The organism is Leisingera sp. M527 (assembly GCF_025141525.1).
Taxonomy (GTDB): Bacteria; Pseudomonadota; Alphaproteobacteria; order Rhodobacterales; family Rhodobacteraceae; genus Leisingera.
Map to the genome: position 1 here is coordinate 3,082,558 of NZ_CP081037.1, position 19,016 is coordinate 3,101,573.

Genomic DNA, 19,016 nt, shown 5'->3' on the forward strand with positions numbered 1-19,016 from the left:
TCAAGTTTCTGTCTTGTAACGAATTCCCTTGCCGGGCGGAGTTTCCGGCGGGCCTGCAAAACACTGGGCGATGTTCATCCAGCTGACGGCAGTTTCACCTGACAGCTGCAGCCCGCTGTCTGCAATGCTGCGCACCTGCGTGACCACCTGGGCAAATTCCACCGCCGAGCCTTTGATAAATTCCCTGTCCTGCGGCGCGTTCCAGTCCCAGACTGCTCCGGACGGCCCGGTCAGCTGCACATACGGCGCAGGCTCCGGCACCGCCAGCCCGCGGTTGCGGAAACTCCAGCCGTAGGTCGCCACGCCCAGATGCGCGATGTTGCGGATGCGGTCCTGCTCTTGCCGCTCCAGCCCTAAAAGATCGAACACTTCCTGGCCATGCGCCCAGGTCTCCATCTGCCGGGCAGTGACCGAACTGAGCGCGCTCATGTCCGGTCCGATCCATTTCAACCGCTGTTTTGGATCCGCCTTGGCAAAGGCATCGGCGCAGGACTCCGCCCCGAGCCGCCAAGCTTCATACAGTGCCCGGCCTGACAGGCCGTTCAACCAGGGAAATTGACAGTCCAGGATGGGTTTGCCCGCCTGCATGTGCCGCAGCACCGGGGCGATGAAGGCGGCAAATGCCTCATCTCCTTGCAACGCTGCTTCTGCCGCGGCGTTGAATAGATGCAGATGCCCCAGCACGTGATCAATGGTCCAACCCTTGAACTGGGTCGCACGGTGGAACTCCGCCTCTGGCAGATCCTCCAGAATGGCCGCCAAGGCGCGGCTTTCGGCACGGAAATCTTCGGCCTGCTGCATATCTGTTCCCCGGTTGTGTCCGGCCGCAGACTAGCGGCCAGGCCATCAGGCCAGAACCCTGGACCGCACGTCACAAACGGAAGAAAGGCGTTCAAACCCCGGATATTGACTGGAACGCGCGCCCGGCAGCCTCGAAGTTGCGGCAGAGCGGCGCGGTAAGCTTGGACTGCGCGGCATAGTAGGCACCGGTGCGACACAGCTGCGCGGCAAACTCCGGGTGCACCCCGGCGTCATCAAACTTGCGCACCCGCTCCTGGCTAAGCCAGCCACGGCTCTTGACCTCTTTCTGGATCAGCTCCAGCCGCTGGATGCAATGCAAGGCGGTATAGGCCGAGAGATACTCAAGATAAGCGCCGATTTCATGGCCGCAGCCAGGGTCAAAAGTCTCAATCATCACATCGGCCATTTGATCGGGGGCGATGGGCCAGGTCTCATCGCCGATCAGCCAGGCGAAATCCTCGGCCCCGTGGCGCAGGCCCGCATATTCGAAATCAAACCAGCGCACAAACCCGTCGTCCCCGATCGCGGCATTGCCTGCACGGCAATCCCATTTCAGAAACTGAACTCCGGGCTGCTCCATGAATTCGGCGACTGCCGGATAGTCGAATGAAGCGGGGATGCCCATGGAATAGGCTTCCAGTGCGCCGGCTGAGCTGACAAAATTGCGGATCCAGCTGCGGTTGGCGCCAAGATGCGGCAGGACGGTGTGCAGTTCAGTTTTGCGGGCGGCTGCCTGGATGCGGAAGATTGCGGCGCAGGCCTCTGCCGCCAGTTCCAGCTGGTCGCCCGGCGCATGTTCGATAATCTCTTCGCTGAGCCGGACCTGACCGGTGTCTGATTGAAACAGCACATCGTTGTGAACGCCCAGCACCTGCGGAATGTCATCGCAATGGGGCGCCAGCTGCTCAAGCACAAAGGCCTCCAGATGGGTGCGGCGGAAGTTGGCGCGCAGGGTGGCGATCACGGTGCGATCCTTGAAATGCAGCCGCAAGGAGGACCGCGACTTCCCCCCCGGCGCCGAGATTTCCCGCGGCTCTTCGCCCAGGACCTCCCAGGCCGCCCCCGCAATATATGCTGAGCGTTCGTCAAATCTGCCATCAGCCATTCCCGGCACCCTATCCCAGCCTGCCGCCCGTAACCGGCGCGGATTCCCTTTTGTGAGTTAACACCCTGGCGGCAAAAGGCGGCGCTTTTCGGGACAGATTTGGGCAATTCCCGCTCTCCACTGGCTGATTCGGACGGCAGCAACCGGGGCGCAGGGGTTAATTGGAGATGGTAATAAAACAATGACGCCCCTATCGGGCCATTTGTTTCCGCCCCCGGTCTCCTTCGTTGAAATATTGACTAAAATGCGGTGGAAGTTTGGCCCTTCCAGCCCGTTTCCCTACTCTCGTTCAATGCGCGTTTGCGGCTGGCGGAAAGCTGCAGCGCCACTGTGATTCAAGATTTTTCTGGGGGTAGAAAAACATGGGCCGGGGACATTTTTCATATGGCTGGGGGCGCGGGAATGCATCCTGGGGCGGCAAGCAGGCTTGCGGCGGCAACAGCTATTACAATGGCGGCGTGCAAGGCGGGCATTTCGGCCGCTGGTACGACAGCACCCTGTCTGACCGCTATGGCTGGAAGGGCAAGGGCAGCAAAACCTGGTGGCAAGACAAGGACCCGGACGGAACCGGAGGCACCAAGGGGTCCAGCGGCTCCTATGGGTCTGGCGGCACAAAGGGATCTGGCGGCTCCTATGGGTCTGGCGGCTCCAATGGATCAGGTGGCACCAAAGGTTCTGGTGGCACCAAAGGATCGGGCGGTACAAAAGGCTGTGGTGGATCCAAGGGCTGGGGCGGCAGGGGCCATCACGGCAAGAAACACTGGTGGCACCGCGAAGAAGACGATTGGAACAGCAATGGAAGCGGAGGATCGGGCGGCACCGGAGGTTCCGGTGGATCCGGCGGCACGCACGGGTGCGGCACCGGCACCAAGGGCACAGGCGGTTCGGGTACGGGCGGTTCGGGTACGGGCGGCACCAATGGGACCGGCGGGACCAAGGCAACAGGCGGGACCAAGGGCACCGGAGATGGCGGTGGCAATGGCGGCGGCGATACCGGCAAAACCTCGGTCACGTTTGAGATCGGCGGCAATGGCGACCCCAGCGTCTCGGTCGAGGTCCTGCAAACCCCGCAGGGGCAGCTGTTCATCAAGATGGAGCCAACGTCCTGGGATGGCGAGGTTGCCGATATCGACGGGCTGTTCTTCAACATGGCGGAAGACTCCAGCGTCGACGGTCTGAATTTCTTTCCGGATGAAAATGCGCTGCCGGTCACCGGCCACGCGGCCAGTGCCAACGCCGTCAATGCGCTGGACACCGGCACCACCGTGCCCGGCAATTTTGACGGCATGGTGCAATTCGGCCAGGCGCCGGACAGCACCGACGGCACTGTCACCAATGCCAATTTCACCCTGTGGTCCGATGCCGGGCTGACGCTGGAGGACATCGACCTTAGCAGCATGTCGCTGGTGGTCAGCAACCCGGACGGCTCGCAGCACGTTCTGGAGGGCGGCTATGATCCGGCAGCTGCGGCCAGCAGCGGTGCATCTTATGCCAATGGCGGGGTGACCGGGGACGGGCTGAGCAATTGGTATGATGCCAATCTGGCAGGCCAGTTCCAGGGCGGCAGCGAACCCGGCACCGAGGATATCATGGCACTGATGAACCAACCGGTGGGCGGCACCATGCCCGGCAGCGGAACCGAAGGCGGTGCCGAAGATCTATATGAGATCGCCTGAGCCGGCCTGACCTATTCCACACCTCCAGCAGGAGGGCGCAGCAGGGCGCCCTCTTGACGTTTAATGCATTGTCAGGGCAGCGGATCCGTCTTGAACAAGCGGATTTTCAAGCCGCCATGCGCCACAGGAGCGCCAAAGGGCAGGAACGGCAGGTTTGCAGCCTTGGCCAGCCCGGTTTCCGAGGTGACAATGCCGACGCGCCAGCCGGAGAACCGCTCCTTCAGCACCTGCCCCAAGGCGCCGTACAGCGCAAACAGCAGCTTTTTGTTGCCGATCCGCGCGCCATAAGGCGGATTGACGATGACCAGGCCGGGCGGGCCGTCCGGGCGCTGCAGATCACTGACTGCGGCTTGGGCAAAACGGGTGCAATCCGCCACGCTGGCGCGGTCCGCATTGGCCGCGGCCATCTCAACCGCGCCCTCGTTGCGGTCGGAGCCGTGGAACAGCAGATCTGTTTCGCGGGCCTCACCTTGCTGTTTCAGCGCGGCCCAGGCCTCGGCGTCAAATGTGGCCAGTTTTTCAAAGGCAAAGCTGCGGCTGCGGCCGGGCAACAGGCCCTTGGCGATCTCTGCCGCCTCGATCACAAAGGTGCCGGAGCCGCACATCGGGTCCACCACCGGCTCAGCCCCGTCATAGCCGCATTCACGCAGGAACATCGCCGCAAGGTTTTCGCGCATCGGCGCCTTGCCGACAGCGGATTTGTGGCCGCGCTTGTGCAGGCCCTCGCCCGAGGTGTCGACGCTGAAGACGCAGAGGTTGTCCTCGATCCGCAGCTTCACCGTCAGTTCCGCGTCCTTGGTCACTGGCGCACCAAGGGTTTCCGCGATGGCCTTTTCCACCCGTTGGGCGGCGGCGCCGGCGTGGTAGATCTTGGACTTTTTGTTGGTCGCGACCTCAACCTTGACCGGCACATCCGGGCGCAGCACGTCGCCCCAGGGAAATTTGCGCGACCGTTTGTCGAGCTGGGCCAAGTGGAAGGCACGGAATTCACCGATCCGCGCCAGCACCCGCGCGGCGCCGCGCACCGACAGGTTGGCGCGCCAGACCTCGGGCCAATCCCCTTGCACTGTAACCCCGCCGGGAACCGCCTTGGGTGCGGCAAATCCCAGCTCCTTGGCCTCGGCCAGCAGCGCCTGTTCCAGTCCCGGCGGTGCGGTCAGGAATATCTCAAATGTGCTTTCTTGCGTCATGCCGCCTCCTTAGCTGCAAAGCCTGCGCACGGCGACTGTTTTTTCCGCAACCGCATAAGCGGAAAGTACCGTGGCGTCACAACCGTTGATGCTGCAATGCGGCATTCCAAACCCTCACCTCCCCCGACCGGATGGAGTTGTAAATTCCAAATAAAAACAGCTGCATACGCATTACTAAAAAATTAGTTTGACAAGATATTCCAACCTATGAAAGCTCTATAGCAGTCAGGTGCAGATCACGCACAACTGGCCTTAAGCGACTTTCAGGGAGGAAAAGATGCGTAAGTATCTTTTGTCCGCAGCCGCCGTTTGCGCGATGGTTGCCGGATCAAATGGCTATGCCGACGAAATGGCGGCCAAAAAATGGATTGATGAAGAATTCCAGCCATCGGTGCTGACCAAGGATGAACAGCTGTCTGAGATGCAGTGGTTCATTCAGGCAGCCCAGCCGTTCAGCGGCATGGAAATCAACGTGCTGTCGGAAGGCATCCCGACGCATTCCTACGAATCCGAAGTGCTGACCAAAGCCTTTGAGGAAATCACCGGCATCAAGGTGAACCACCAGATCCTCGGCGAGGGCGAAGTGGTTCAGGCTGTTCAGACCCAGATGCAGACCAAGCGGAATCTCTATGACGCCTATGTCAATGACTCCGACCTGATCGGCACTCATTCGCGTCTGCAGCTGGCCTATAACCTGACCGACATGATGGCAGGCGATTTCAAGGACGTGACCAACCCGGATCTGGACCTGGATGACTTCATGGGCACCCAGTTCACCACCGGCCCGGATGGCGACCTGTACCAGATGCCTGACCAGCAGTTTGCGAACCTTTACTGGTTCCGCAAAGACTGGTTCGACCGCGAAGACCTGCAGGCCGCGTTCAAGGAAAAATACGGCTATGACCTGGGTGTGCCGGTCAATTGGTCCGCCTATGAGGACATCGCCGAGTTCTTCAGCACGCAGGTGAAGGAAATCGACGGCACCGCGATCTATGGCCACATGGATTACGGCAAGCGCGCGCCTGACCTTGGCTGGCGGATGACCGATGCCTGGCTGTCGATGGCCGGTGCCGGATCGAAGGGTGAGCCGAACGGTGTGCCGATCGACGAATGGGGCATCCGCATGGAAGCCGGTACCTGCAACCCGCAGGGCGCCAGCGTCAGCCGCGGCGGTGCTGCCAACGGCCCGGCAGCGGTCTATGCGATCCGCAAATGGGACGAATGGCTGCGCAAATACGCCCCTCCCGGTGCGGCGTCTTATGACTTCTACCAGTCGCTGCCGGCACTGGCACAGGGCAATGTGGCGCAGCAGATCTTCTGGTACACCGCATTCACCGCCGACATGGTGAAACCGCAGTCCGAAGGCAACAACACCGTTGACGAGAGCGGCACACCGCTGTGGCGGATGGCGCCGAGCCCGCATGGCCCCTATTGGGAAGAAGGCCAGAAGGTCGGCTATCAGGACGTGGGATCCTGGACCTTCCTGAAGTCCACGCCCGTCGACCGTGCGCAGGCGGCCTGGCTTTATGCCCAGTTCGTGGTGTCGAAAACCGTGGACGTGAAGAAATCGCATGTGGGTCTGACCTTCATCCGTGACAGCTCGATCAACCACGAAAGCTTCACCGAGCGTGCACCGAAACTGGGCGGCCTGGTCGAGTTCTACCGCTCGCCCGACCGTGTGGCATGGTCGCCGACCGGCGTGAACGTGCCTGACTATCCGAAACTGGCCCAAATCTGGTGGCAGCAGATCGGTGACGTCAACTCTGGCGCCTTCACCCCGCAGGAAGCGATGAACCGTCTGGCCGAGGAAATGGACATCACCATGGCCCGGATGCAGCGTGCGGACGAGCAGGCCAGCGTCTATGGCGGCTGCGGCCCGCGCCTGAACGAAGAGAAAGACGCAGAGTGGTGGTACGCCAATGGCGGCGCCAAGCCGCCGCTGGAGAACGAGAAACCCGCAGGCCAGACCGTCAACTATGACGAGCTGGTGGCCCGCTGGGCGACTGAGTAAGCCTCTCCTCCCGGTCCGGCCAGGCTCCCCATCGCCCGGCCGGGCTGAACCCAGGCCCCGGAGACACTTTCCCGTCTTCGGGGCCTTCTTCCCAAAAGACTGCGCGCCCCTGCCCCCATTTGCACCTGGGCGCAAACAGGCCGCCTGCCAGAAAGTCAAAGCAAGATGGCACTCGAACTTAAGGGTGTGACCAAGCGCGTCGGCGCTATTCAGCACATCAAGGACACCTCGCTGGTGCTGGAACCCGGTCATTTTAACGTTCTCCTCGGCGCCACCGGCTCCGGTAAGACCTCACTGATCAAACTGATGGCGGGCCTCGACCCGATGGCCAGCGGACAGGTGATAATGGACGGCGAGGATGTCAGCCGTCTTAGCACCCAGAAACGCAACATCAGCCTGGTGCATCAGTTTTTCATCAACTACCCGCATATGACGGTGTATGAGAACATCGCCTCGCCGCTGAAAGTGGCCGGTATGGCCAAGTCGGAAGTTGCCGGCCGGGTTGAGGAAGCCGCAGACATTCTGCAGCTGAAGCCGATGCTGCACCGCCGCCCGCATGAGCTGTCGGGCGGCCAGCAGCAGCGCTGCGCGCTGGCCCGCGCGATTGCCAAGGAAAGCCGCGCGGTGTTCCTGGACGAGCCGCTGGCCAACCTTGACTACAAACTGCGCGAGGAGCTGCGCGACCAGCTGCCCGAGCTGTTTGCCGGCCGCGGCGCCGTGGTGGTCTATGCCACTTCGGAACCGGAAGAGGCGCTGCTTTTGGGGGGCAAGACCGCGCTGATGCGCGACGGGCGTGTCACCCAGTTCGGCCCCACCGCCGAGATCTACCGCAACCCGGGCAATGTCGATGCGGCGCGGGTGTTCTCGGACCCGCCGATCAACACCGCCGAGATCATCAAGCAGGGCAGCATGGCCCGCCTTGGTGCAGGCGTCACCTGGGAACTGAACGGCGATGCAGCGAACCTCAGCGATGGCACCTACACCATCGCGATCCGCCCGCATCACGTGCTGCCTGTGGCGAAAAACGGCGCCCAGGTGCAGCTGTCGGGCCAAGTTCAGGTAACCGAGCTGTCCGGCTCTGAAAGCTCAGCCCATTTCGACATGGGCACCGGATCGGACACCGGCAGCTGGGTCTCACTGGCCCACGGCGTTCACCCCTACCGCGTGGGTGAGTTGCACGATTTTTACATGGACCCCGCGCAGGCTTACTACTTTGCCCCTGACGGCAGCCGCGCGGCGTGAGGCATCAATGGCTAAAATAACACTCTCAAAACTGCGCCACAGCTATCTTTCAACGCCAAAGTCCGACTCGGACTATGCGCTGAAGGAGATCGATCTGGATTGGAACGATGGCGGCGCCTATGCGTTGCTGGGTCCGTCGGGCTGCGGCAAATCCACCTTGCTTAATATCATCTCGGGCCTGCTGGTGCCCTCCGAGGGCCAGATCCTGTTTGACGGCAACGACGTGACAGCCCTGCCCCCGGACCAGCGCAACATCGCGCAGGTATTCCAGTTCCCGGTGATTTACGACACCATGACGGTCTACGACAATCTGGCCTTCCCGCTGCGCAACCGCGGCCGGGATGAGGCAACAGTGCACCAGCGGGTAATGGCAATTGCCGAGATGCTGGAAGTCACCGAAATGCTGGAGCAGAAGGCGGCCGGCCTCAGCCCCGACAACAAGCAGAAGATCTCCATGGGCCGCGGCCTGGTGCGCGAAGACGTCAACGTGGTAATGTTCGACGAACCGCTCACCGTGATCGACCCGCACCTGAAGTGGAAACTGCGCTCCAAGCTGAAGGAGCTGCACCAGCGGGTGAAGGCGACGATGATCTACGTCACCCACGACCAGACCGAGGCGCTGACTTTCGCCGATCAGGTGGTGGTGATGCAGCTGGGCGAAGTGGTGCAGATCGGCACCCCGGTGGAGCTGTTCGAGCGTCCCGCCCATACGTTTGTCGGCCATTTCATCGGCTCACCGGGGATGAACATCCTGCCCTGCGAGCTGCAGAATGGCGCTGCGATGTTTGCCGGCAAGGCCGTTGCGCTGGAAGGCCCTATTCAGGGCGCTGCGAACGGCAAGACAGAAATCGGCATCCGTCCGGAGTTTGTCGCGCTGGCAGACCACGGCCTGCCCGCCACGGTCACCAAGGTTTCCGACGTGGGCCGCCATACAGTGGTGGAATGCGAGGCCGGCGGCCAGCGCGTCAATGCCGTTGTCGAAGCCAACGCCCCGGCCAAGGGCAGCGCCGTGCACCTCGCCTTCCGCCAGGACATGACCCGGCTTTACGTGGATGGCTGGCTTGCCACCTCCCCCGCTGCAGACGAACAAGGAGCAGCCTGATGAAAACCGAAAACCAGAAAGCCTGGTTCTTTGTGCTGCCGGTGCTGCTGCTGGTCGCCTTCAACGCGCTTATTCCGATGATGACGGTGGTCAACTACTCGGTGCAGGAAACCTTTGGCGACAACGTGTTCTTCTGGCAGGGGCTGGACTGGTTCCAGCAGATCCTGCGGTCGGACCGCTTCCACGCAGCGCTTGGCCGCCAGTTCATGTTCACCTTCCTGATCCTGATCATCGAAGTGCCGCTGGGCATCGCTATTGCCCTGTCGATGCCGCGCAGCGGCTTCTGGGTGCCGGTGTGCCTGGTGCTGATGGCGCTGCCGATGCTGATCCCGTGGAACGTGGTTGGCGCAATGTGGAACATCTTCACCCTGCCCGACATCGGCCTGCTGGGGTACTTTTTGAACCACACGCTGGGCATCAACTATGACATGACACAGGATCCCATTGCGGCCTGGGTCACCATTGTCACCATGGATGTCTGGCATTGGACCTCGCTGGTGGTGCTGCTGTCCTACGCGGGCCTGGTCTCGATCCCTGACGCCTATTACCAGGCGGCCAAGATCGACGGCGCCTCGAACTGGGCGGTGTTCCGGTTCATCCAGCTGCCCAAGATGAAGACGGTTCTGACCATCGCCATCCTGTTGCGTTTCATGGACAGCTTCAACATCTACACCGAGCCGTTTGTCCTCACCGGCGGCGGACCCGGCAATTCCACCACGCTGCTGTCCATCGATCTGGTGAAAATCGCGCTTGGCCAGTTCGACCTCGGCCCCGCAGCCGCCATGTCGCTCATCTATTTCGCAATCACGCTCCTGGTCTCCTGGCTGTTCTATACGCTGATGACCAAGGACGATCTGAACTAAAGGAGGGGAACATGCAGAAACGATCCATCGTCCCCATTATCTACATCCTGTTCCTCATGCTGCCGATCTATTGGCTGGTAGCAATGAGCTTCAAGACCACCAACGAAATCCTGTCGGGCTTCTCGCTGTTCCCGCAGACCTTCACGCTGGAGAATTACGCGACCATCTTCACCGATCCCAGCTGGTACTGGGGCTACATCAACTCGATCCTGTACGTCACGATCAACACAGGTATCTCGATCGCGGTGGCGCTGCCTGCGGCCTATGCCTTCAGCCGCTACCGGTTCCTAGGCGACAAGCAGCTGTTCTTCTGGCTTTTGACCAACCGGATGGCACCGGCGGCGGTGTTTGCCCTGCCGTTCTTCCAGCTCTACTCCGCCGTTGAACTGTTCGACACCCATCTGGCAGTGGCGCTGGCGCATTGCCTGTTCAACATCCCGCTGGCGGTCTGGATCCTTGAAGGCTTCATGGGCGGCATCCCCAAGGAATTGGACGAGACCGCCTTTGTCGACGGCTATTCCTTCCCGCGCTTCTTTGCGACGATCTTCATCCCGTCGATCAAGGCTGGCGTAGGTGTGGCGGCATTCTTCTGCTTCATGTTCTCCTGGGTGGAGCTGCTCTTGGCCAAAACCCTGACCGCCGTCGCCGCAAAACCGATCGCCGCCACCATGACCAAAACCGCGTCCTCCGCGGGCTATGAACTGGGCCTCTTGGCGGCTGCGGGAACTCTGACAATCATTCCGGGCGCCATCGTGATCTGGTTTGTCCGCAACTACATCGCGAAGGGTTTCGCGATGGGGAGGGTGTAATGTTTTCATGGATGGCCTGGACCTGGCCCACAGCCCTGCTTTTCATCGGCATCTTCAGCGCCATCGGCGTGCTGATCGCGGTGGAAATCCGCCACCCCGGCGGCGCGGCCCGCAAGGGCGTGCTTGGCCTCACCACCACCCGCGGCGACCGGCTGTTCATCAGCCTGCTTGGCACCTCCTATATCTTCCTGGCCTGGCTGGGACTGGTGGGAATGCCGCTTTGGTGGCCCTTGGGGCTGGCAATCGCCTGGGGCGTCTTCTGCTTCTGGAAGGTCTGACACCTGCGGGTCAGTTCTGATGCTGCCCCTGCGGGTCAAGGAGGCCGAAGGCCCCGCGCAGCGGCTTGTCCTTGACGCGCGAGACTTAAAAAAATTGAGACAGGCCTTGAAGGCAAACCTGCCCTTCAAGGCCCGTCTCAGCCAAACCCTCGAACCGATGCGCCAGGCACCGCCCGAAAGACTAGCCCATCACCCCGCAACCTGCTGAGACGACTCGCGCGGCAGCGCTCAATTTGACAACAAACGCCCCAGCCGCCGCACGTCTCCTAAAAAAATAGTTTTCACCAGCCTCCCCTTCCCCTAGCATGACTGGAACCAACAAATGAGCCGGACAGCCGAGGCAATGCGCAAGAAACACGACAATTCCCTGCTGACCGAAGTGGAGCTGGAGTTCATGACCGCCGTCTGGGACATGGGCGGCGGCACTGTGCGCGACATTCTGGCCAAGCTGAACAAGGTGCAGGAACGCGCCTATACCTCGGTGGCCACGGTTCTGAAGATCATGGAGCAAAAGGGCTTCCTCACCAGCGAGCGCAAGGACCGCTCTTTGGTTTACCGCCCCGTCGTTCCCAAGGCAGAGTATCAGAAAACATCTCTGAAAAACCTTTCGAGCAAGCTTTTCAACGGCGCGCCCGCCGCATTGGTGGCGCGGCTGGTCGATGATGAGGATGTGACCGACGAGATGCTCGAGGAGATGCGGGCGCTCTTGGAGGAAAGGCTGGGGGACAATGCCAACTGATGCTCTGCTGAATGCCTATTTTGACCTGAATATCCTGCTGCTGGCAGGGGCTGCGTTGTGGCTCTTAGCCCGCAAGCTGCTGGCGCGCAGCAAACTTGGCCGCGCTTACCGGCCGCAATTGCGGTTGCTGAACGGAATGACAGTGCTGCTGGCCGCGACGCCAGTGCTGATCATTGCCTTCACGCATTTCGTCACCCCCCATCCGCCGAATTTCTCCGACATGCTGGTCTCGCAGTATTTGCAGGGCAATGTCAGCATGAGCGCAGGCACGTTTGAGTCGCTTCTGGGCTTGCGTGAGGATGCCATGCGCGGCCTCACCAGCCTGCAGCCGTTTTGGGCCCAGGCCCTGTCCGCCGCGTTTGCAGCCGGAGCGCTGATCTGCCTCGCCCATGTGGCCGTTTCCATCTTCCGCCTGCGCCAGAACCTGGGCTGCGCCTTTGTCTGGAAACGGATCGGCCGGGTGCAGCTGATGGTCTCCGACACAGTCCGCGTTGCCTATTCCACCCGCGGTCTGTTTTGCCGCTATGTGGTGCTGCCTTCGGCTCTGCTGAGCGATCCGCGCGATCTGCGCCTGACCGTTGCGCATGAGCTGCAGCACTTCCGCCAGCGGGATATCGAATGCGAGTTCCTGCTGGAGATGCTGCGCCCGCTGCTGTTCTGGAATCCGGCGTTTTATCTGTGGCGGCACGAGGTGCGGCTGCTGCGCGAGTTTGCCTGCGATCAGGCGCTGATGGCACGGCCCCGGTTTGAGGTTCGTGCTTATTGCGAGTGCCTGATCCGCGCCTGCGCCCATGCCGCCCGCGGCCCGGCCCTGTTTACCCGCCGCAGCCCGGCAGTGGCCCTGGTCGACCGCCGCGAAACCCGCCGCGGCGCCTCGCTGCAACGCCGTATCATTGCGGTTACTGCCGCTCAGCCGCAGGGGCAAAACTCGCTGGGCTGGGGCCTGGTGTACCTGACCATGGCCGGGGCGGTGCTGGCCACAGCCATGCTGCTGCAGCGTCCCAGCGACTGGAGCCATGACCGCATCATGCTGTCGACCATCGTCAACCTGGAACGCATGGCCAGCCGCAGCACGTCACCTGCACTTGCCGTCAGCGCGCTGAACGGCGGTTTTGCTGTCCCCGCCCAGTAAGCAGCCGGTTTCCGGTTCCGGCCAGGTACAGCCGTCCAACATTTCAGAAATGCACTGCCTGTTCGGCATTTAGTGCCCGGCCACGGTTGCTTGGCGCCCCCGTCCCAGACAGGGCACGGCAGTTCCCCGCTCTTAGATTTCAAGACGCGAACAGGCATCACAGCCGGCACAGGCAGATTTCTGCAGGAGCGGCCCCGGCGCTTGAGCGGAGAAAGGACCAGGAACAATCCAGGGCGGCAAAGCGCCTAAGGCACAGGCGTGTTCAGGCAGTCCGGCGCCGGAAATTGCGCCTATGGCTCAAGGGGATAGAACCTGGCCCTGCGGCGGCCTAGCTCTATGCCACGGCACACGGAACACCGTGGCCGCTGGTAACGAACCAAACAAACGAATGGAGTGTCTCACATGAAAAAATTCGCACTGACCGCCGCCGCCTTTGCTGTTCTGACCGCTGCGCCGCTGGCCGCAATGGAATCCATCACCGAGGCCGACGTGGACGGCAATGGCACCTATTCGCTGGAAGAGCTGCAGGTGGCGTTTCCTGATCTGACTGCAGAAACCTTTGCCACCATCGACGCCAATGCTGATGGCGAGGCTGACCTGGCCGAGGTGAAGGCAGCGGCGGATGCCGGCCTGCTGGCAGCGGCCGGCTGAACCCGCGGCAAGGCGGCTCTCCCCCCCGAAACCGGGCCGCCTTGCCACTTTGTGTCTCCCCCACTGTTAAATGGTGACACGGCCCCGCGTTGCGGGGCCTTTTACGTGGGATGATGCTGTTTAGCCCTTATCAGCCTGTTGCATCAGGCGGGCAATGTGGCGGGCGAAGATAAATGTGGCGGGCAGGCCCAGCAGCAGCCCCCAGGCGACCGCTTCATAGGGGCTGAGCACCCGCCAGCCGATCCAGCTGCCTATCAGCGAGGCAAAGAAGATGTTGACTGCCGCAGCACCCGCGCCGAACGGGTAAAGCGCTGCCAGCAGCCGCCAGGAGGGCTGCGGTGTCATCGCCGGCTCACCAGGTATTGCACCACGCCAAGGCTGATGATCAGTGCGATGGAAGCGGCCAGGAACCAGAATTCCGCCATTTCTGTCTGCGGCTGCGGGATCGGGCGCTCGAAACCGGCGGCAAAGGCGCTGGAAGGGGCCAGCAGGGCGAGGGCAAAGAAGCGTTTCATCTCAGTGCTCCGTGGTCAGGGATTGATAAATTTCCGGCAAGGCGCGCGGCAGCCGGGCCGGGTCGGGCAGCAGGGTGAAACCGGCGCGGCCAAAGATGCGGGCAAACCAGTCCTGCCCGTCGGCGTCGATCACCACACCATGCACCGATTGGCCCAGGGCGCGCGCCTCGCGCACCGCCATGCGGCTGTCCTCGATGCCGTGAACGCCTTCGTAATGGTCCAGGTCGTTGGGCTTGCCATCGGTCAGCACCAGCAGCAGGCGGCGTTCGGCGCCTTCTTCGGCCAATTGGGCGGAGGCATGGCGGATGGCGGCGCCGAGCCTTGTGTAGTGGCCGGGTTTGAAGCCGCCGATGCGGGCGGTTACCGCCTCGGACATCGGATCCTCGAACCCTTTGGCGCGGGTCAGGAACACCCGGTCACGGCGCAGGGAGGAAAACCCCCAGATGCCCAGCCGGTCGCCCGCAGTGGCAATGCCGCCTGCCAGGGCAGCAAGGGATTCCCGCGCCGTCTCAATCACCGGGCGGTCGCCGACAGTGGCCTCGGTGGAGCGGGAGCAGTCCATCAGCACCGCCACGCTGAGATCGCGGGCCATCGGGCGGCTGGCCTGCCAGACCCGGTCGCTGCCCTGCTGGCCGCAGGCGAGGTCGACGTGGGATTTCACCACCGCCTCAAGGTCCAGCTCATCGCCGTCCAGCTGCCGCGGCAGCATCACCCGGCGCGGGTGCAAAGGCGCGAACTGGCGGCGCACGCGGGCGACAAGTTTGGGGTCAGGCTGGAAGCTGTCGGCGGGCTTGCCTTCGGCCTCCAGAACACGGGTGTGATCGGGCATGTGCTTGCCTAGGCGGTGGTTCCATTCAGGATAGGTGAACTGGCCCGCCAGCCGTTCGTGTTCGGCGTCCTGCGGCGACAGGTCCAGCGAGATCCGCAACCGCGAGGCCGCGCGTTTCATATGCTGCGAGAGGGTGAGGTTATCCTGATCCTCTGCCGCTTTTTGGGCGTTCTCGTTGTCGTCATCATCCACCATGCGGTTGATGTTCAGGCTTTCGGCCCAGGACAGGATGGATTCAAACCGGTGGACGATGAAACTGTCCTTGCGGGTGGTCTGGTCCTGATCCTGCCGTTTGGCCGTTTTGCGGGTGGAGACGGCGAGGCCGGGGGTTTTCATCTCTTCCGCCTCAGGCGCTGCCCCCCTGCCCGCCTGCGGCACTGGCAGGCGCAGCCAGAACGGCACCGGCTGATAGGTCCGGTAACCGCGCGGTTCGGTGCAAGTGCAGGGTTCGGCGATCCGGCAGTCGGAACCGATCTGGTCCAGCACCATCCGCTCAATCCGGGCCTCGGACCGCGGCAGGCCGCTGCGCTTGCGGGTTTCGGCAATATGGGCGCAGAACGCGCCATAGGCCGACCGCAGCCCCGGACAGGCGGCAAACACCTTATCGGCCGCGCGGGCATTGGCCGCGATCTCCAGCTGGTCGGCCTGATAGCGGTCTTCAATGCGTTCCGGCAGGTCTATAGTGGCGGCCATCGCCGCCAGCCACAGATAAGCCTTGCGGTTCAGCGCGCGGCTGGGGAAGGCAGCCATTTCCGGCGGCAGGCGCAGGCGCTCGCCGTCGAAGCTGGCCATATGCGTCATCTCCCGCGGAGTGCCGATGCGGCGCAGCCGGTCCGGACGGTGGTCCGACAGAACCGAGGGCGCCGGTTGGATTTCCACGCCCCCGGCCCCGCCCAGCGCCCGGAACAGCGCTGCCAGGCTGGCGCGCATGTCCTCAAACCGGACGGTGTGTTCCGCTTCGTCCCCGGCGGCGCCGATCCGTGTGGCCATGCCGTGCCACAGGTTGCCAACCGTTTCTTCGGGTTCCAGAAGGTCGAGAGCGTGGATCATGGCATCACCCGTAGACGCTGGCGGCGAGGTCGCGCAGCGCTTGGCTCACGTCTGCCTCGTCGCTGAGGGGTTCGATGATGGCGGCCTCCACCGCGCGCTCCACGCTCATGCCTTTGGCAATCAGCGTCGCGGCATAGATCAGCAGGCGGGTGGAGACCCCTTCCTCCAGATCCATGCCCGACAGCTTGCGGATATGGCCCGCCAGCCGCACCAGCGCGGCAGAACGGTCCGCGTCCAACCCGCTTTCAGACGCAACCACGGCGGTTTCGGCAGTGGCTTCGGGGAAGTCGAAGCTGATCGACAGGAACCGCTGCCGGGTCGAAGGTTTCAGCTTTTTCAGGATGTTCTGGTAGCCAGGGTTGTAGCTGGCGACCAGCATGAAGGGTTTTGGGGCTGACAGTTCCTCGCCGGTGCGGTCGATCACCAGGCGGCGGCGGTCGTCGGTCAAAGGGTGCAGCACCACGGCCACGTCTTTGCGCGCCTCAACCACTTCATCCAGGTAGCAGATGCCGCCCTCGCGCACGGCGCGGGTCAGCGGCCCGTCAACCCAGACGGTTTCGCCGCCTTTCAGCAGGTAGCGCCCGATCAGGTCGGCGGCGGACAGGTCATCGTGGCAGGCAACGGTGTGCAACGGCAGGCCCAGACGGGCAGCCATATGTTCCACAAACCGCGTCTTGCCGCAGCCGGTCGGCCCCTTCAGAAGAAGGGGCAGACCGTTGGCTTGGGCCATCTCGAAGACGGTGCATTCATCGCCTGCTGGCCGGTAGAAGGGCACGGAAGGCATGTTCATCGCGTTCATGGCTTACTCTCCCGGTACGGCCGCGGGGCCGGGTTTGATGACTTCGCGGCGGACCACGACGGTTGCGTAGATGAACAAGAGCGCGCCCAGGACCACCACGACGCCAGAGCCGAGGCGCATCAGGTAGAACAGTCCCAGCTGGTCCTGCACATCCATGTAATAGTCGCCGACAATGCGCTGCATGTGGGTCTGGATGGTGCCGGCAAAAGTCAGCACGAAGGTCATAAAGGCCATGCCGCCGGTCATCAGCCAGAAGGACGCCATGTTCAGCACCTGGTTATAGGGATCGCGGTTGCGCAGATGCGGCATTGCATAGGTGAACATCGCCAGGTTCATCGCAACATAGGCGCCGTAGAACGCGAGGTGCCCGTGGGCGGCGGTGATCTGGGTGCCATGGGTATAGTAGTTCACCCCGTGCAGCGTGTGCAGAAAGCCCCAGACGCCAGCGCCAAAGAAAGCCACGGTCGAAGCACCCAGCGACCACAGAAGTGCGGCCTTATTCGGGTGGTTCTTGCGGCCCTTCCAGACCATGACAAAGGCAAAGCTCATCATTGCGAAGAACGGGATCACTTCAAGGGTTGAGAAGATCGAGCCGACCCACTGCCAGTAACCCGGTGTGCCGATCCAGAGGAAATGGTGGCCCGTGCCGAGGATGCCGGAGAACAGCGCCAGGGCAACGATGACATAGAGCCATTTCTCCACCACTTCGCGGTCCACACCGGTCAGTTTCAGCATCAGGTAGCCAAGGATCGCGGCCATCACCAGTTCCCAGGTGGCTTCCACCCAGAGGTGCACAACAAACCACCAGTACATTTTATCAAGGCTGAGGTTGTCCGGGTTGATAAAGGCAAAGACCCACAACAGCGACAGCAGCCACAGGCCCATCAGCAGGATGTTGGTGATCGCGGTTTTGCGGCCCGCCAGCACGGTCAGGGAGATATTCACGAGGAATATCACCGCCGCAACAAGAATGCCGAACTTGACCCACAGGGGCTGTTCCAGGAACTCCCGCCCGCCGTGGATGCCGACGAGGTAAGATCCGACCGCGCCCAGGGTGCCGACGACAAGAATGGCCAGTTGGATATAGGCCAGCTTGACTGAGAACAGCTCACGCTCGGATTCTTCCGGCACCAGGTAATAGGCAGCACCGAAGAAGCCCAGCAGCAGCCAGACGATCAGCGCGTTGGTGTGCAGCATCCGCACGATGTTGAAGGGCAGCAGCTCGCTCAGTGTGTTGGGCCAGACATAGATCCAGCCGGCCAAAAGCCCGCCAAGGACCTGGATTGCAAACAGGCCCATTGCCACCATGAAATAGGCATAGGCCACCTTTTGTGATTGATACTTCATTGTTTTTCTCCCTCAGCCCGCGTCATTCGGAGGCCAGTTCTGGGTATCGGTCTGATCCGCCCAGCGCAGGAATTCAGAAAGGCCGCGCATTTCTTCCTCGGTGATATCGAAATGCGGCATCTGACGGCGGCCCTCGACACCGGACGGCTGGGCTTCCATCCAGCCGTTCAGCATTTCATAGGCGTCCTCGGGTTCGTCCAGCACGCCCCAGCGGGTCATCACATTGCCGACTTCAGGGGCGAAATAGGCGCCCTCGCCATGCAGGGTGTGACAATTGATGCAGGAGTGACGCTCCCACACATGTTTTCCCAGCCGCACCGCGTCGGTCAGTTCCATGCCAGCAGTGGATGTCTTGACGATGTAGCGGTGGCTGTGCGCGGTCATGGCCACGAACACGACAACGAAGAACAAGGAGCCCCCGTAGAACACGTTCCTGGCCCGCGACTTGGTAAGTATCTCTGACATATCGCGGTCCTGAGTACAGTTGCGGATAGGGTCTGCCTAAACCCGCGCACCGCCGCGTATGTTGTTAAAGCGCAAAGACCGGACCCATTGCTGCACGCAAGATGCAAGAAAAGGAGGACACGCCATGCGACGCCCCGATTTCGACAATCCGGATTTGCCCCTGTCAGACCTGTTTCATCACTGGCCCGCCTGCGCGGCTGAGTTCATGCGCCGCCAGATGATCTGCCCCGGCTGCCCGATCGCCCCCTTTCACACACTGATCGACGCCTGTGAGGAATACGGGCTGGAGGAGATGGATTTTCGGGAGCAGTTGCGGGGGGTGATGGGAGCCAAATAAAACTATTTTCAAGATATCGCTGCTGTTCTCTTGCAATCATGGATCGCATACCCCATCTCGGTCCAGCAAAGCTTC

The 19,016-nt window shown here is 62.0% G+C and carries 20 protein-coding genes; 11 read left to right on the forward strand and 9 right to left on the reverse strand.

Annotated elements, in window-relative coordinates; all coding sequences use genetic code 11:
* Together K3555_RS15330 and K3555_RS15335 are read right to left on the reverse strand one after the other, a co-directional pair.
* The gene (locus K3555_RS15330) at nucleotides 1-801 is read right to left on the reverse strand and encodes a TIGR03084 family metal-binding protein (protein WP_259986756.1); all 801 of its coding nucleotides are present in this window, start codon (nucleotides 799-801) and stop codon (nucleotides 1-3) included.
* A gap of 91 nt (nucleotides 802-892) precedes the next feature.
* On the reverse strand, nucleotides 893-1,906 hold the full coding sequence (locus tag K3555_RS15335; protein WP_260006098.1) for a hypothetical protein: 1,014 nt from the start codon (nucleotides 1,904-1,906) through the stop codon (nucleotides 893-895).
* A gap of 362 nt (nucleotides 1,907-2,268) precedes the next feature.
* On the opposite strand from K3555_RS15335, the gene K3555_RS15340 reads away from it, so the two are divergent.
* Nucleotides 2,269-3,582: a hypothetical protein gene (locus K3555_RS15340; protein ID WP_260006100.1), complete on the forward strand. Its 1,314-nt coding sequence runs from the start codon at nucleotides 2,269-2,271 to the stop codon at nucleotides 3,580-3,582.
* 71 nt (nucleotides 3,583-3,653) lie between these two features.
* Here the strand turns inward: K3555_RS15340 and K3555_RS15345 are convergent, their stop codons facing one another.
* The gene (locus K3555_RS15345) at nucleotides 3,654-4,772 is read right to left on the reverse strand and encodes a class I SAM-dependent RNA methyltransferase (protein WP_260006102.1); all 1,119 of its coding nucleotides are present in this window, start codon (nucleotides 4,770-4,772) and stop codon (nucleotides 3,654-3,656) included.
* 277 nt (nucleotides 4,773-5,049) lie between these two features.
* Between K3555_RS15345 and K3555_RS15350 the strand changes: the two genes are divergently transcribed.
* The 9 genes from K3555_RS15350 (at nucleotide 5,050) to K3555_RS15390 (ending at nucleotide 13,599) form a co-directional block, all read left to right on the forward strand.
* Nucleotides 5,050-6,783, forward strand: a complete 1,734-nt coding sequence (locus K3555_RS15350; RefSeq protein WP_259986760.1) for an ABC transporter substrate-binding protein — start codon at nucleotides 5,050-5,052, stop codon at nucleotides 6,781-6,783.
* A gap of 165 nt (nucleotides 6,784-6,948) precedes the next feature.
* The gene (locus tag K3555_RS15355; RefSeq protein WP_260006104.1) at nucleotides 6,949-8,025 is read left to right on the forward strand and encodes an ABC transporter ATP-binding protein; all 1,077 of its coding nucleotides are present in this window, start codon (nucleotides 6,949-6,951) and stop codon (nucleotides 8,023-8,025) included.
* Nucleotides 8,026-8,032: 7 nt separating this feature from the next.
* On the forward strand, nucleotides 8,033-9,127 hold the full coding sequence (locus K3555_RS15360; RefSeq protein ID WP_260006106.1) for an ABC transporter ATP-binding protein: 1,095 nt from the start codon (nucleotides 8,033-8,035) through the stop codon (nucleotides 9,125-9,127).
* Nucleotides 9,127-9,990, forward strand: a complete 864-nt coding sequence (locus tag K3555_RS15365; protein ID WP_129371819.1) for a carbohydrate ABC transporter permease — start codon at nucleotides 9,127-9,129, stop codon at nucleotides 9,988-9,990. Before K3555_RS15360 ends, K3555_RS15365 begins: the two co-directional genes overlap by 1 nt.
* 11 nt (nucleotides 9,991-10,001) lie before the next feature.
* The gene (locus K3555_RS15370; RefSeq protein ID WP_129371820.1) at nucleotides 10,002-10,799 is read left to right on the forward strand and encodes a carbohydrate ABC transporter permease; all 798 of its coding nucleotides are present in this window, start codon (nucleotides 10,002-10,004) and stop codon (nucleotides 10,797-10,799) included.
* Nucleotides 10,799-11,077: a DUF2160 domain-containing protein gene (locus tag K3555_RS15375; protein WP_027259960.1), complete on the forward strand. Its 279-nt coding sequence runs from the start codon at nucleotides 10,799-10,801 to the stop codon at nucleotides 11,075-11,077. The genes K3555_RS15370 and K3555_RS15375 overlap by 1 nt, the downstream gene beginning before the upstream one ends.
* A gap of 322 nt (nucleotides 11,078-11,399) precedes the next feature.
* Nucleotides 11,400-11,816, forward strand: a complete 417-nt coding sequence (locus tag K3555_RS15380; protein ID WP_259986763.1) for a BlaI/MecI/CopY family transcriptional regulator — start codon at nucleotides 11,400-11,402, stop codon at nucleotides 11,814-11,816.
* Nucleotides 11,806-12,948 carry a M56 family metallopeptidase gene (locus tag K3555_RS15385; protein ID WP_260006107.1) on the forward strand — a complete coding sequence of 381 codons (1,143 nt, stop codon included), beginning with the start codon at nucleotides 11,806-11,808 and terminating at the stop codon, nucleotides 12,946-12,948. The genes K3555_RS15380 and K3555_RS15385 overlap by 11 nt, the downstream gene beginning before the upstream one ends.
* A 402-nt stretch (nucleotides 12,949-13,350) precedes the next feature.
* Nucleotides 13,351-13,599, forward strand: a complete 249-nt coding sequence (locus K3555_RS15390) for an EF-hand domain-containing protein (protein ID WP_129371822.1) — start codon at nucleotides 13,351-13,353, stop codon at nucleotides 13,597-13,599.
* A 120-nt stretch (nucleotides 13,600-13,719) separates the two neighbouring features.
* On the opposite strand, the gene K3555_RS15395 is transcribed toward K3555_RS15390, so the two are convergent.
* From K3555_RS15395 to K3555_RS15420, 6 genes are read right to left on the reverse strand one after another with little or no spacing between them, the layout of a single operon-like run.
* Nucleotides 13,720-13,944, reverse strand: a complete 225-nt coding sequence (locus K3555_RS15395) for an NnrT protein (RefSeq protein WP_260006108.1) — start codon at nucleotides 13,942-13,944, stop codon at nucleotides 13,720-13,722.
* Nucleotides 13,941-14,114: a hypothetical protein gene (locus K3555_RS15400; RefSeq protein ID WP_260006112.1), complete on the reverse strand. Its 174-nt coding sequence runs from the start codon at nucleotides 14,112-14,114 to the stop codon at nucleotides 13,941-13,943. Before K3555_RS15400 ends, K3555_RS15395 begins: the two co-directional genes overlap by 4 nt.
* Before the next feature lies 1 nt (nucleotide 14,115).
* The gene (locus tag K3555_RS15405; RefSeq protein ID WP_260006113.1) at nucleotides 14,116-15,993 is read right to left on the reverse strand and encodes a nitric oxide reductase activation protein NorD; all 1,878 of its coding nucleotides are present in this window, start codon (nucleotides 15,991-15,993) and stop codon (nucleotides 14,116-14,118) included.
* A gap of 4 nt (nucleotides 15,994-15,997) precedes the next feature.
* Nucleotides 15,998-16,792, reverse strand: a complete 795-nt coding sequence (locus tag K3555_RS15410) for a CbbQ/NirQ/NorQ/GpvN family protein (protein WP_129371826.1) — start codon at nucleotides 16,790-16,792, stop codon at nucleotides 15,998-16,000.
* A 3-nt stretch (nucleotides 16,793-16,795) separates the two neighbouring features.
* On the reverse strand, nucleotides 16,796-18,139 hold the full coding sequence (locus tag K3555_RS15415; protein WP_259997519.1) for a cbb3-type cytochrome c oxidase subunit I: 1,344 nt from the start codon (nucleotides 18,137-18,139) through the stop codon (nucleotides 16,796-16,798).
* Between the two features lie 12 nt (nucleotides 18,140-18,151).
* Nucleotides 18,152-18,604, reverse strand: coding sequence for a cytochrome c (locus K3555_RS15420; RefSeq protein WP_259997517.1), 453 nt, complete (start codon nucleotides 18,602-18,604; stop codon nucleotides 18,152-18,154).
* A 124-nt stretch (nucleotides 18,605-18,728) separates the two neighbouring features.
* On the opposite strand from K3555_RS15420, the gene K3555_RS15425 reads away from it, so the two are divergent.
* On the forward strand, nucleotides 18,729-18,941 hold the full coding sequence (locus tag K3555_RS15425; RefSeq protein WP_260006114.1) for a hypothetical protein: 213 nt from the start codon (nucleotides 18,729-18,731) through the stop codon (nucleotides 18,939-18,941).
* Nucleotides 18,942-19,016 lie beyond the last annotated feature (75 nt).